General features: G+C 60.8%; 11 protein-coding genes. 8 read left to right on the top strand and 3 right to left on the bottom strand.

Translation table 11 applies throughout. The annotated features are described in order from the left end of the window. The 3 genes from glcF to BBI10_RS14885 all read left to right on the top strand — a co-directional run bounded on the left by glcF (position 1) and on the right by BBI10_RS14885 (position 3,932). Positions 1–1,224 (top strand): glycolate oxidase subunit GlcF, encoded by a 1,224-nt coding sequence (gene glcF, locus BBI10_RS14895; RefSeq protein ID WP_065989532.1) that lies wholly within the window; start codon positions 1–3, stop codon positions 1,222–1,224. Between the two features lie 65 nt (positions 1,225–1,289). Next, positions 1,290–1,697, top strand: coding sequence for a heme-binding protein (locus BBI10_RS14890; RefSeq protein WP_065989530.1), 408 nt, complete (start codon positions 1,290–1,292; stop codon positions 1,695–1,697). Between the two features lie 57 nt (positions 1,698–1,754). Further along, positions 1,755–3,932, top strand: a complete 2,178-nt coding sequence (locus BBI10_RS14885; RefSeq protein WP_065989528.1) for a malate synthase G — start codon at positions 1,755–1,757, stop codon at positions 3,930–3,932. 18 nt (positions 3,933–3,950) lie between these two features. On the opposite strand, the gene BBI10_RS14880 is transcribed toward BBI10_RS14885, so the two are convergent. Next, positions 3,951–4,967: a LacI family DNA-binding transcriptional regulator gene (locus BBI10_RS14880; protein ID WP_065989526.1), complete on the bottom strand. Its 1,017-nt coding sequence runs from the start codon at positions 4,965–4,967 to the stop codon at positions 3,951–3,953. Positions 4,968–5,234: 267 nt separating this feature from the next. Here BBI10_RS14880 and BBI10_RS14875 point away from each other — a divergent pair, with 267 nt between their 5' ends. The 3 genes from BBI10_RS14875 to csrA all read left to right on the top strand — a co-directional run bounded on the left by BBI10_RS14875 (position 5,235) and on the right by csrA (position 8,020). Further along, entirely contained in the window at positions 5,235–5,762 is a 528-nt protein-coding gene (locus BBI10_RS14875) for a gluconokinase (RefSeq protein WP_167355801.1), read from the top strand. 128 nt (positions 5,763–5,890) lie between these two features. After that, complete coding sequence (locus BBI10_RS14870; protein ID WP_065989522.1) at positions 5,891–7,243, top strand: GntP family permease; 1,353 nt, start codon at positions 5,891–5,893, stop codon at positions 7,241–7,243. A 588-nt stretch (positions 7,244–7,831) separates the two neighbouring features. Then, entirely contained in the window at positions 7,832–8,020 is a 189-nt protein-coding gene (gene csrA, locus BBI10_RS14865) for a carbon storage regulator CsrA (RefSeq protein WP_065989520.1), read from the top strand. Positions 8,021–8,300: 280 nt separating this feature from the next. On the opposite strand, the gene BBI10_RS14860 is transcribed toward csrA, so the two are convergent. Beyond that, positions 8,301–8,537: a DUF465 domain-containing protein gene (locus BBI10_RS14860; protein WP_065989518.1), complete on the bottom strand. Its 237-nt coding sequence runs from the start codon at positions 8,535–8,537 to the stop codon at positions 8,301–8,303. A gap of 162 nt (positions 8,538–8,699) precedes the next feature. On the opposite strand from BBI10_RS14860, the gene BBI10_RS14855 reads away from it, so the two are divergent. Beyond that, on the top strand, positions 8,700–9,953 hold the full coding sequence (locus BBI10_RS14855) for a M20/M25/M40 family metallo-hydrolase (protein WP_065989516.1): 1,254 nt from the start codon (positions 8,700–8,702) through the stop codon (positions 9,951–9,953). 84 nt (positions 9,954–10,037) lie between these two features. On the opposite strand, the gene BBI10_RS14850 is transcribed toward BBI10_RS14855, so the two are convergent. Further along, positions 10,038–11,405: a pyridine nucleotide-disulfide oxidoreductase gene (locus BBI10_RS14850; protein ID WP_432213750.1), complete on the bottom strand. Its 1,368-nt coding sequence runs from the start codon at positions 11,403–11,405 to the stop codon at positions 10,038–10,040. Between the two features lie 954 nt (positions 11,406–12,359). On the opposite strand from BBI10_RS14850, the gene BBI10_RS14845 reads away from it, so the two are divergent. Then, positions 12,360–12,674, top strand: coding sequence for a hypothetical protein (locus BBI10_RS14845; protein ID WP_065989512.1), 315 nt, complete (start codon positions 12,360–12,362; stop codon positions 12,672–12,674). Positions 12,675–12,677 lie beyond the last annotated feature (3 nt).

The raw sequence follows: 12,677 nt of genomic DNA, 5'->3' as shown, positions 1-12,677 counted from the left end.
ATGCAGACGACCCTGAGCGAACACGCCAAAAGCCTGCCCCGTGGCGAGGAAGCAGAAAGCATTTTGCGCAGCTGCGTGCACTGCGGTTTCTGCAACGCCACCTGCCCGACCTATCAGTTGCTCGGGGATGAGCTGGATGGACCGCGCGGGCGCATTTACCTGATCAAGCAAGTGCTGGAAGGCAAGGAAGTCACCGAGAAAACCCAGTTGCACCTGGATCGTTGCCTGTCCTGCCGCAACTGTGAAACCACCTGCCCCTCCGGCGTCGATTACCACAACCTGCTGGACATCGGCCGGGAAGTGGTCGACGCCGCCGTGCCGCGCCCCCTCGGCCAGCGCCTGCTGCGGGACAGCCTGCGGGCTGTGGTACCAAACGCCGGCCTGTTCAAATCCCTGACCCAGTTGGGCAATTCCTTCAGGCCCCTGCTGCCCGGCGCATTGAAGACCAAGCTGCCGGGCAACATCCGCCCCGCCATGCCCCGGCCGACCCGGCAGCACGCGCGGCAGATGCTCATCCTCGAAGGCTGCGTGCAACCCGGCTTGTCGCCCAACACCAACGCCGCCACCGCAAGGGTGCTCGACCGACTGGGCATCAGCGTCACATCCATTGCCCAGGCCGGTTGTTGCGGCGCCGTGGATTACCACTTGAATGCGCAGGAACAAGGCTTGCAGCGCGCACGGCGGAACATCGATGCGTGGTGGCCAAGCATTCAGGCCGGTGCCGAGGCCATCGTGCAGACCGCCAGCGGTTGCGGCGCCTTCGTCAAGGATTACGGCCACCTGCTGCGCAATGACCCGGCTTACGCGCAAAAAGCGGCGGCCATCAGCGAACGCACCTTGGACCTGGTTGAGGTGCTGCGCGCCGAACCCCTTGAACAGCTCGGCGGTTGCACGCGCCAGACCCTGGCGTTCCATTGCCCGTGTACGCTGCAGCATGCGCAGAAACTCGGCGGCGCCGTTGAGTCGGTGTTGACCCGATTGGGCTTCAACCTCACACCGGTGCCCGACAGTCACTTATGCTGCGGCTCGGCCGGCACCTATTCGGTGACCCAGCCCGTGCTGGCGAAACAGCTGCGTGACAACAAAATGAACGCGCTGGAAAGCGGCAACCCGGACGTGATCGCGACGGCCAACATTGGCTGTCAGACGCACTTGGCCAGCGCCAACCGCACGCCGGTCAAACACTGGATCGAACTCATCGAGGACGCCTTGCCTCCAAGTTGATTGCAGGCGCCCTGGCTCCGTATCAGACGCACACTCATGACACCCTTTGCCTTCAGGAGAACTGCATGAAAACCAAATCCGTACTGACCCAGACCGAAGTCACCCAGATCCTCGCCGCGGCACGCACCGAGGCGCAGAACAACGGCTGGGCCGTGTCCATCGCCGTGACGGACGACGGTGGTCACCTGCTGGGCTTCGAGCGCCTGGACGGCTGCGCGCCGATTGGCGGGTACATCGCCATCGAAAAAGCGCGCACCTCGGCGTTGGGTCGTCGTGAATCCAAGGGGTACGAGGAAATGGTCAACGGCGGGCGTACCGCCTTCGTCACCGCGCCACTGCTGACGTCGCTGGAAGGCGGCGTGCCGGTGATCATCGACGGAGAGACTATCGGCGCGGTAGGTGTGTCCGGCGTCAAAGCCGACCAGGATGCGCAAGTGGCCAAGGCAGGGGTGGCGGCGGTGAGCGCGCAATAACGCCCGCCGCGACCGCCTGCCGCAACGCTGCAAACCCAATTCATGATGGAGACCGAGATGACCGAGTTCGTCAATTGCCACAACCTTAAAGTGGCGGCCAACCTCAAGCGCTTTGTCGACGAGGAAGTGATTCCCGGGACAGGCCTGACCCCGGAGCTGTTCTGGGCCGATTTCGACTCGCTGGTCCACGACCTCGCCCCGGTCAACCGCGAACTGCTGAAAGAGCGCGACCGCCTACAGGCTCAGCTGGATAAGTGGCACAAATCCAACCCCGGCCCGGTCAACGACATGCCGGCATACATCGCCTTCCTCGACAGCATCGGCTACCTCAAGCAGGTACCGGCGCAGGTCCAGGTGTCCACCAACAAGGTGGATATCGAAGTCAGCGAACAGGCTGGCCCGCAATTGGTGGTGCCCGCTGCCAACGCCCGTTACGCCCTTAATGCCGCCAATGCGCGCTGGGGTTCGCTGTACGACGCGCTGTACGGCACCGATACCATTTCCTCGGCGAACGGCGCCGAGATCAAAGCCGGTTACAACCCGCTGCGGGGCGAGAAAGTCATCGCCTTCGCCCGCGCCCTGCTCGATGAAGCCGCGCCCCTGGCCACCGGTTCCCACGTCGGCGCGAAGGCCTACGCGGTGGACAGCGGCGAATTGCTGGTCACCCTCGCCGACGGCAGCCCGTCGCGCCTTGCCCAGCCCGAGAAATACGTCGGCTATCAGGGCGAGCCGCGCCAGCCGAATGCGATCCTGCTGAAGAACAACGGCCTGCACATCGAAATCCAGATCGACCCGGCCAGCCCCATCGGCGCCACTGACCCGGCCGGGATCAAGGACCTGCTGCTGGAAGCCGCCCTGTCGACCATCATCGACTGCGAAGACTCGGTCGCCGCCGTCGATGCCGACGACAAGCTGGTGATCTACCGCAACTGGCTGGGCCTGATGAAAGGCGACCTGACCGAAGCGCTGGTCAAGAACGGCAAAACCATCACCCGTCGCCTGAACGCCGACCGCCAGTACACGGCCGCCGACGGCAGCGCGATCACCCTGCACGGGCGCTCGCTGCTGTTCATCCGCAACGTTGGCCACCTGATGACCAACCCGGCGATCCTCTACGACGGCAACAAGGAAATCCCCGAAGGCATTCTCGACGGTGTCATCACCAGCCTGATCGCCTTGCATGACTTGCATAACCGCACCAACTCCCGCGCCGGCAGCGTCTACATCGTCAAACCGAAGATGCACGGCCCGGACGAAGTGGCGTTTGCCAACACGCTGTTCAGTCGCATCGAAGACGCGCTGAAGATCCCGCGTAACACCTTGAAGATGGGGATCATGGACGAAGAGCGGCGCACCAGCGTCAACCTCAAGGCGTGCATCGAAGCGGCATCGTCGCGGGTGGCATTCATCAACACCGGCTTCCTCGACCGCACTGGCGACGAGATGCACAGCTCGATGGAAGCCGGGCCGATGCTGCGCAAGGGCGACATGAAAGCCACGCCGTGGATCAAAGCGTATGAGCGCAATAACGTGCTGGTCGGCCTGGCCTGCGGACTGCGCGGCCGTGCGCAGATCGGCAAGGGCATGTGGGCAATGCCGGACCTGATGGCCGACATGCTGGAGCAGAAGATCGCGCACCCGAAATCCGGCGCGACCACCGCGTGGGTGCCTTCGCCAACGGCGGCCACCTTGCACGCGCTGCACTACCACAAAGTGGACGTGAAAGCGGTGCAGCAGGAGCTGGAACAGGTCGACCTGGACAGCATCAGCGAAGACATTCTGCTGGACCTGCTGAGCATTCCGGCCGTCGAAAAGGCGGAGTGGAACGAGGATCAGATTCGCGAGGAAGTTGAAAACAATGCCCAAGGGCTGCTGGGTTATGTGGTGCGCTGGGTGGAGCAAGGCGTTGGCTGTTCGAAGGTGCCGGACATCCACAACGTCGGCCTGATGGAAGACCGCGCGACGCTGCGTATTTCCAGCCAGCACATCGCCAACTGGCTGCGCCACGGCGTGGTCTCCGAGGACTACGTGAAAGATGCATTGAAACGTATGGCCAAGGTGGTCGACCGGCAAAACGCCGGTGACTCGGCCTACACGCCAATGGCCGGCAATTTCGAGAAGTCAGTGGCCTTCCAGGCCGCCAGCGCGCTGGTGTTCAAAGGCCGCGAACAGCCGAGCGGCTACACCGAACCGCTGCTGCATGAGTTCCGCCTCGCATTCAAGAAGGAGCATTGATCCAAGGGTGCGAGGGAGCTACGTGCTCTCCCGCACCACCAGTTCAAACCCCAGATCCACCTGTGCCTCTTGAACCGTGCCGTCCAGCAAGCCGAGCAGTAACTGCGCGGCGCGCTGGCCGACCTGTTCGCGCGGGGTGCGGATGGAGGTCAGGCGCGGCACCATGTGCGCCGAGCCCGGCAGGTCGTTGAAGCCGATCAGCGACACCTGCTCCGGAATACGAATGCCCCGCCGCAGGGCTTCCAGCGATGCACCCTGGGCCAGGTCGTCATTGCAGAAAAACACCCCGTCGACGTCCGGATGGGTTTCCATCAAACGGGCGAACAACTCACTCCCCAAACCGATGGACGACGGCAGCGGCGACGCCAATTGCAGCGCTTCGTCATACAGCCCTTCCTGCTCCAATGCGCCGCGAAAGCCGACGCCCCGTTGAATCACCCGTGGATCAAGCTGCGCCGACACATAGGCCAGCCGCCGCCGGCCACGACTCAACAGATGCCGCGCCGCCTCGGCACCCGCCTGTTGCTGGGAAAACCCCACGCAGGGCTCGGCACGGGTCGGGTCCAGCTCCATCATGTGCACGCAGGGCACGCCACTGGACGCCAGCAACTGCTGCGCCGCCACGCTGCGATCAAACCCTGTCAGCAGAATCCCCCGCGGCCGGTGGGACAGATGACTGCGCAGCAGGTTCTCTTCTTCTATAGGCGAGTAGTGATAATTACCGATCACCACTTCCAGCCCGCGCGGGCGCAGAACCGTTTGAATCGCCTCAAGGGTTTCGATGAACAACTGGTTGGACAGCGACGGCACCAGCACCACCACCGACTGACTGTGCGAAGACGCCAGCGCCCGGGCGGCAGGATTGGTGACATAGCCTAGACTCAGCGCAGCAGCGCGGACTTTTTCCACCAGCTCCGGCGCCACAGTGGCCACGCCACGCAAGGCCCGGGACGCGGTAATCGGCGAGACGGCGGCCAGTTTGGCGACTTCGTTGAGGGTGGGACGACCGGTGGAGCGGGAACCAATACGTGTCATGCGTTGCCAACTGATTGGAAGAAAGCTGCGGGGGTTGCGATTGTGTGGGATGGGCTCTAAGGTAGCGCTATCTCACGGAGGCCCGCAACTTTTCGATCGATTCCACGACCGGGTTTTGCATCTCATGGATCAGCGAGATACCCATAACAATGACTACACCTGGAAACAGTCTCGCCGGACTTGCACACCATTCGGCGAAGATAGCGCTGTCTCCGGGACGAGGTTTTTATGACTACTGCTCCACATGCTATTTCCGCCATCGTGGTAATGGGTGTTTCCGGCTGCGGCAAGAGCGCCGTCGGCGAGGCCATCGCTAAAAACAGCGGCGGCCGCCTGATCGAGGGTGATGCGTTCCATCCTCAAGCCAACATCGACAAGATGAGCGCGGGCCATCCCCTTGACGACAACGATCGCGCCGGCTGGCTGACCCGACTCGGCGAAGAAGTTGCCGCCGCTGTGAAGAACGGCGAAAAACCTGTCCTGACCTGCTCCTCCCTCAAGCTCATCTACCGCGAACGTCTGCGTGCAGCCGTGCCGGAGCTGGGCTTCGTGTTTCTGGAGCTGACCAAAGAACTCGCCACCGAACGCTGCTCCCATCGCCCGGGCCACTTCATGCCGGCCAGTCTGGTCGACAGCCAGTTCGCGACCCTCGAGCCTCCGTATAACGAGGACCGCACACTGGTGGTGGACGCGACCCAATCGATCGAGACCATCGGTAAGGAAGCGGCCACGTGGTGGAGCGAGTCTGGCTCCGAGGCTCAAACCCCATCTGTCACCGCGCGCACCGGCTCTTGATCCTCGATCAGGCGTGAGCGGCAAAGGTAGCGCTGTCTCTGATGACGCTGCCCTTGCTTCACAGGGCAGAGAGCGACAGCGTCAAGCAGCAGCTCCAAAAAAACAAAATACAACGGAGAGACACCCCCATGTTCGGTATGACTCAAGACACGTATCTGCTGGTCGATGCGTTGGTGACCATCATTGGCCTTGTGCTTCTGATCACCAAGTTCAAAGTCCACCCCTTTATTGCATTGACCATCGCTGCCGGTTTTCTCGGGCTGACCTCCGGGATGCCGGTCGACAAAGTGATGAAATCGTTCCAGGACGGTTTCGGCGGCGTGCTGGGTTTCGTCGGCATCATCCTCGGCCTGGGCACCATGCTCGGCAAGCTGATGGCCGACTCCGGCGGTGCTGACCAGATCGCCCAGACGCTGATCCGTCGCTTCGGCAAGGACCGCGTGCACTGGGCCATGATGTTTTCGGCGTTTCTGGTGGGCATCCCGCTGTTCTTCGAAATCGGCTTCGTGCTGCTGATCCCGCTGGTGTTCATCGTTGCCCGTCGCAGCGGCGTGTCCATCGTCAAGATCGGTATCCCGTTGCTGGCCGGTCTGTCGGCCGTCCACGGTCTGGTGCCGCCGCATCCGGGTCCGTTGCTGGCGATCGGCATCTTCAACGCCGATATCGGCAAGACCATTTTCTACGGTCTGATCGTCGCGTTCCCGACCGCCATCATCGCCGGCCCGATCTACGGTAAATGGATTGCCAAGCGCATTCCGGGCAACCCGTCGAAAGAGCTGATGGACCAGATTGCCAAGGAATCGACCAACGACAACCTGCCAAGCTTTGCCATCACGCTGGTGACCATCCTGCTGCCGGTGTTCCTGATGCTGCTCAAGACGTTTGCCGACGTTGCGCTGCCAGCCGGTCACATCTTCCGCATCTGGATGGACTTCATCGGTCACCCGATCGCTGCTCTCCTGTTCGCCCTGCTGCTGGCGTTCTACACCTTCGGTTCGGCCCGTGGCTTCAGCCGCGATCACATCATCAAGCTGCTCGACCAGAGCCTGGCGCCAGTGGCCGCGATCGTGCTGATCGTCGGTGCCGGCGGTGGCTTCAAGCAGATGCTGGTGGACAGTGGCGTCGGTAACCTCATCGGCCACATGGCCGTGCAGGCGCAGATCTCGCCGATTCTGCTGGCGTGGCTGGTGGCTGCAGTGATCCGTATCGCCACCGGTTCCGCGACCGTCGCGACCATCACCGGTGCCGGGATCGTCGCGCCGGTGGTTGGCATGATCCCGGGGGTGAACCGCGAACTGCTGGTTCTGGCAACCGGTGCCGGTTCGCTGATTCTGTCCCACGTGAACGATGCGGGTTTCTGGCTGGTCAAGCAGTACTTCAACATGACCGTGGCTGAAACCCTGAAAACCTGGACCGTGATGGAAACCATCCTGTCGGTGGTGGGCATCATCCTGATCATGCTGCTGTCGCTGGTCGTCTGATGCATTGATCGCGGCATATTGACGCGGCCATGCCTCCCTGTTGCATCCATGCCCACCCCCGCGGTGGGCATGTTATTTCAGCCCCCCTCGCCCCCTTCCGCTCCTATCCCGATGTCGACGTCCGAGTCTTCAGGTCTGATAAACCGGGGCTTGATACAAAACCGTTCACACATCCCCTCATCAATTCGATTAAAGTTACGGCGTTTTGCCGGTACTCATTTCGGAAGTCTCCTACACTCCGTTCTGAGAACTCGTACGGGGCAATCTAATGAAAATTTCATCACCGGCCCGCATGAGTTCTTTGCAATAAAGGCTAAAGGAGTGTGGAATAGGCGCCGCGCGGAATCCGGCTATCAAACGATGGCCGATTTGCACGGGAATTTACCGCCAGTATCAGGCAAGATTCCCCTGCCGTTCGACCCAGGAGCGGCGCTAACTGTGACAAGACGATGAACCTGGGGAATTAAAATCGTACCAATGGCGTCATACTGATGAACGCATTTGGATGCAATCGGCAATCACCACCACCCAAAGGCTCACGCCAGCCTCCCGGTAGAGGCGCTTCATGAGGCCATCAAGGAAAAGATTATGTTGATACTCACCCGCAAAGTCGGCGAAAGCATAAACATTGGTGACGACATCACCGTTACCATTCTGGGCGTTCAGGGTCTCCAAGTCCGTCTTGGCATCAACGCTCCGAAAGATGTTTCAGTGCACCGCGAAGAAATCTACAAGCGCATCAAGGCCGAGGCTGCACCCGACCAGGATCCGCAATAAACCCTCCGGTTTATGCTTATTCGATTACTGTCAGCGGCCACCCGGTGCTGACAGATCGGCGACGGCGACTGACCAGACGCCGTTTTTTTTCGTCTGAACTTTGGATCCATCGAAGTCGCCCACGCCGATAACTAAGCGCGAGCGAACACACAGATCCAGCGTATTGGGCGATGCACTTCCAGATGCCGCGACAAGTTGTCAGGCATCCGGAATCGCCAACTAAAAACGGCCGACCTCCATAAGAGATCGGCCGTTTTAGTTGCTGAGTCGTTTGACCCGATCAGCCTGAGGTATTCAGGTGGCTGGCGATGGTGTCTTTGGCCTGCAGCCTTTTTTCCTTGAGCTTCTTCAACTCATCGTCGGGAATATCGCCCGCCTCTTCGGCGCTGACAATATGGATGTCCAGCTCATTGTAGTGCTCGACCAGGGCATTGAGCTTCGCGTCGGTGCCCTTGCGCTTGGCGAGCTCGTCTTTGGTGATGCTCAGGTCCGCGTACAAATCGTGCTTAACCGGCATGGGATGCCTCTCCTCTGATGACTGACGTAGGAATGTTGAGGGTAGCCCAGCCTAAAGGTTCGGCGTTTTTGTCGATGTGAATAACGCGTTTTGACATGCACGATCCTGCGCAACGGGCTACGGTGTCTCTCCAGCCCTTTTATGCCACTTCAAGGATCGACCATGACCTCACCGTTTTCCCGCTCTCTCCTCGCCAGCGCGCTGGCCTTCGGTATCGCATTCTCCGCGGCAGCGCCTGCGTTTGCCGAGCCCAATAAACAGGTTCAGGCGGATGCCGAGCAATCCAAGGACGACGCGCTGAAGCTGCTGGAACAATTGGTCAATATCGATACCGGCTCCGGCTACGAGCCGGGACTGACCCAAGTGCGTGACATCGTCGTCGCCCAGCTCAAGGCCCTCGGCGCGACCATCGAGATGATCCCCAACACCGCGCCGGACAAGAGCCAGCATGTGGTCGCGACGCTCAAAGGGAGCGGCAAGGCGAAGATACTGCTGATGGCGCACATGGACACCGTGTTCAAGGAAGGTTCCGCCGCCGCCCGCCCGTTCCACATCAAGGACGGCCGTGCGTACGGGCCAGGGGTGATGGACGACAAGGGCGGCATCGTTGCCGGCCTTTACGCGCTGAAGATTCTGAAGAAGCTCGACTTCAAGGACTACGCGCAGATTACCTTCCTGCTGGACGCCAGCGAGGAGACCGGTTCCGCCGCCGCCACCGCGCTGATCCAGAAGGTCGCCAAACAGCACGATGTGACCCTGAACCTGGAGCCGGGGCGCCCCGCCGACGGTCTGGTGATCTGGCGCAAAGGCAGCGCCACCGCAGTGGTTGAGGTAAAAGGCAAGGCGTCCCACGCCGGCGTCGCGCCGGAACTGGGGCGCAACGCGGCCATGGAGGTGGCGCATCAGATTCTGCAACTGGGCAAGCTGGGCGACGCCGAGAAGAAGACCACGATCAATTTCACCGTGCTCAACGCCGGCGATCGCACCAACGTCATCCCCGATCAGGCCACCGCCAAGGCCGATGTGCGCGCCGCCGTGCCGGAAGAGTTCGACCGCATCGAGAAGGATCTGGCGCGGGTGTCGGCTGACAAACTGATCCCGGACACCCAAGTGACCACCCGCCTGGAGCGCGGTTTGCCACCCATGCCGCAGACGCCGGAAACCGACAAGCTGGTCGATATCGCCCAGGGCATCTACGGCGAGATCGGCCGCAAACTGACCATCGAAGGCAGCGGCGGCGCGGCCGATGCGAGCCTCTCGGCCGGGGTCGGCGTGCCAACCCTGGATGGCTTCGGCATCGTTGGCGGCAATATTCACACGCCCGAGGAATATGCCGAAGTCGACAGCGTATCGCCGCGCATCTACCTGCTGACGCGGATGATCATGGAGCTGGCGACGCACACTCCGGGCAAGTGACCGACGCCTGGTCGCCTCTCGGGCAAAAAAAATCCCGGGCTGCCTAACCAAAGGAGCGCCGGGATGCAGGTGTTGCAATGTGCCTCAGGATTGCGCGTTGATCAGCACGGGCCAGAGGAACGGCAAACGTTCTTCGCTGCGACTGGACACCCACCGTGGCGCCGCAGCGACCGGCTGCAGTGCCGGGGTCTGCAAGCGGGTCAGGACCGAATCGATCACCACGCCGCTGGCGTCGTGATGGAACTGCCAGACCCCATAGATGCGGCCGTCAAACGATGCTTCGCTGCCTAATCGCGGATCAACCCCCAGCCCGGCCCCCAGGCCGAACAGGTGCAGGCCGTGCAGGCGCTGACCGCTGGCGTCGAGCGGGCAACCCGTTGGATCTGAATCCAGCCCGCCCTTGACCTCCATCAGCGTGATGGCCTCGCCACCGGCATTACTCAAGGCTGGCAGCAACGGCTGATAACCCGTGCACTGCACCACAATGTCGGCTTCCGCCAGCGCCAGACGGGCGCGCTCGAACTGATCGGTCGGACCCTGATGGGTTTGCAGCAGCTGCACGCGTACGCCGGTCTTGCCGATCTGGCCTTTGGACAAGGCTTCACGCCCCACGTCCAGCGCCCTATAGCGCAAACCGCCTGACCGGTTGACCCGCCCCGACACCGGGCAGACATCCCTGACCGCATCGAACACATAGCCTGCATCCAGCGCGGCCTGAGCGGTTTCGTAAAACAGGCGGATCGGCGAACGGTGGACCAGCGTGACCTCCTCCAGGCCGGCAAACTCCAGCGCGTCGGCCAGGTTTTCCAGCACCGAGAACGCGCTGTGGGAACCGCCCACGACGCACACCCGACCCTTGGCCGCCAGCGTCTTCGCGAAGAGATGGCGCAGTTGCACGGCGTTCATTCTCAGCAGCGCATCGGCGCTCTCGATCTGCGCCGAGGGCGGCACCGCGAGGCCTTGATCCGCCAGGCTGTCGAGGAGATGCTGCGGGTCCTGCCAACCCCCCAGATTGAGGACGACTGCACGGCTGCGAATTCGCTGACTGCGGCCATCGGACTCGACCCACACCTGATAGTCATCGCCGTCGCGCACGATCTCGGTGATCGTCGTGCTGCTCCATAACTTCACGCCGTACCGCTCGACGATAAAGTCGAGCACCAGCGTCGAGGCTTCCGCCAGCAGTTCGGCGACGTCCGCCAATTGCGGCGCACTTTGCGCCTGACGACGGATGCGCCAATAAGCGGGCGAATGTTCGAGGGGTTCGAATACATCACGCAGAGCCGGGTCGCGCAGACAATCCAGGAACACATCGCCCACCGAGTTGGCGGTGATCCGGTAATCGCCCAAACGACCCGTGCCCGGCGTGGGACTCGCGTCGACGATGATTAAACCTTCCTTGGCCAGTTCTGGCATGGCGCCACTTTTCAATGCATTGAAAAGCAGTCCCATTCCCGCAGGTCCGGCACCCCCTACTACGCAACCGCAAACGGTTTCCAGATGATCTCCTTGCATAACTGTCACTCCACGCTGGGTCGTTACCGTATCGCCACGTGCGTTATAAACCGCCGCACTTGCGTGCGCGTTCAACCGCTATCGCTGAGGCGATGTCTGGACTTTCAAGTTGAAAAATAAAGGCGCTGTTATTGAACTACTGCACTCGGCAGGCATGACAACCGCGGTGATTTGCGTCACGTTTGCGGCTCTGGAAGGTCGGACGATCAATGCGCGGTCGATCAATCGGCGCAGGCTCTGACACGCTGCTTGCCGGGTGGCGGGGCCTTTTCCGAGCCTGCCCGGGTGCCTATTCTTTACGCTGCTCTTTTCAAGGTTTCTCCAGGGACGCTACCGCCAACTCGTCGCGCGTCTGAAAAGATTAATCCCGAAAAGAGAAGTGTCGACGCTTGCACTAAGTGCAGATCATCAGACTTGAAAACGTAAAGTGATGGTTGCAAATAACCGGCGAAGTGTCAATTTTCCGAGAAAACGTCCTGCGTGACGATTTCAATACACAAGTCATTGTTTTATATAGATTTTTTAAATGTGACGCCATTATTCCGTCGCACAGGCAGGCGCCCATGGATTTATAAAATAAGAGCCTTTCGCAATTTAATCTCAGATCTCATGTCGTTGACGGATATAAGCGGCTTTCTTCGCAACATGCGACGTGCTTTTAGTGTCACGCTCCGCTTGTACTGTCCTATAACCGTTTAAGTGCCGTCGTGTTTATTGACGTCAGAATTATCGACCCCGGTAATTACCATCACTCTCCCGAAACGCACGGGCGCGCACTGGCGTATCGGATGAATGGAGAACTATCGTCAGCAGCGATGAGAACTATTCCGGCCTGCCATGCCTCCATTGTCATGCTTGAACACTTTCCAATGGACAGAGAGAGGTGACCTTATGAATGCTGATAAAACCCGTCGGTCCAGCATCGCCGAAATTGATTATTCGCGGGACACGCTGTTTGGGCCTATCCCCATGCAGGCAACCTGCCGAGTGCGGCTTACTACCATAGAGCACGACGGCCACCGCCTGCGCGAGCTGACGATCATCGGTGACGTGCCGGACTATCTGCCCAAGTCAGCCGTCATCCGCGTCGCAATGGATGGCCGCATCGAAGCAGGGCCTGTTCGCGAGCACTATGCGGTTCAAGACAACGGCGAAGAGCAGTTCAAACTGCTATTCGAAAATGAGCACCGTCGCCGGATGCATTGAGAA

The sequence above is a fragment of the Pseudomonas graminis genome (assembly GCF_001705435.1).
In the GTDB taxonomy this organism is placed as follows: domain Bacteria; phylum Pseudomonadota; class Gammaproteobacteria; order Pseudomonadales; family Pseudomonadaceae; genus Aquipseudomonas; species Aquipseudomonas graminis_B.
The sequence above is the reverse complement of the archived record's forward strand: the minus strand, read 5'-3'. Positions and strand labels throughout refer to the sequence as shown.

Excerpts from the sequence above, each read along its gene's own strand:
- glcF (WP_065989532.1), top strand. The coding sequence starts at position 1 with ATGCAGACGACCCTGAGCGAACACGCCAAAAGCCTGCCCCGTGGCGAG.
- BBI10_RS14890 (WP_065989530.1), top strand. The coding sequence starts at position 1,290 with ATGAAAACCAAATCCGTACTGACCCAGACCGAAGTCACCCAGATCCTC.
- BBI10_RS14885 (WP_065989528.1), top strand. The coding sequence starts at position 1,755 with ATGACCGAGTTCGTCAATTGCCACAACCTTAAAGTGGCGGCCAACCTC.
- BBI10_RS14880 (WP_065989526.1), bottom strand. The coding sequence starts at position 4,967 with ATGACACGTATTGGTTCCCGCTCCACCGGTCGTCCCACCCTCAACGAA.
- BBI10_RS14875 (WP_167355801.1), top strand. The coding sequence starts at position 5,235 with ATGGGTGTTTCCGGCTGCGGCAAGAGCGCCGTCGGCGAGGCCATCGCT.
- BBI10_RS14870 (WP_065989522.1), top strand. The coding sequence starts at position 5,891 with ATGTTCGGTATGACTCAAGACACGTATCTGCTGGTCGATGCGTTGGTG.
- csrA (WP_065989520.1), top strand. The coding sequence starts at position 7,832 with ATGTTGATACTCACCCGCAAAGTCGGCGAAAGCATAAACATTGGTGAC.
- BBI10_RS14860 (WP_065989518.1), bottom strand. The coding sequence starts at position 8,537 with ATGCCGGTTAAGCACGATTTGTACGCGGACCTGAGCATCACCAAAGAC.
- BBI10_RS14855 (WP_065989516.1), top strand. The coding sequence starts at position 8,700 with ATGACCTCACCGTTTTCCCGCTCTCTCCTCGCCAGCGCGCTGGCCTTC.
- BBI10_RS14850 (WP_432213750.1), bottom strand. The coding sequence starts at position 11,405 with ATGGGACTGCTTTTCAATGCATTGAAAAGTGGCGCCATGCCAGAACTG.
- BBI10_RS14845 (WP_065989512.1), top strand. The coding sequence starts at position 12,360 with ATGAATGCTGATAAAACCCGTCGGTCCAGCATCGCCGAAATTGATTAT.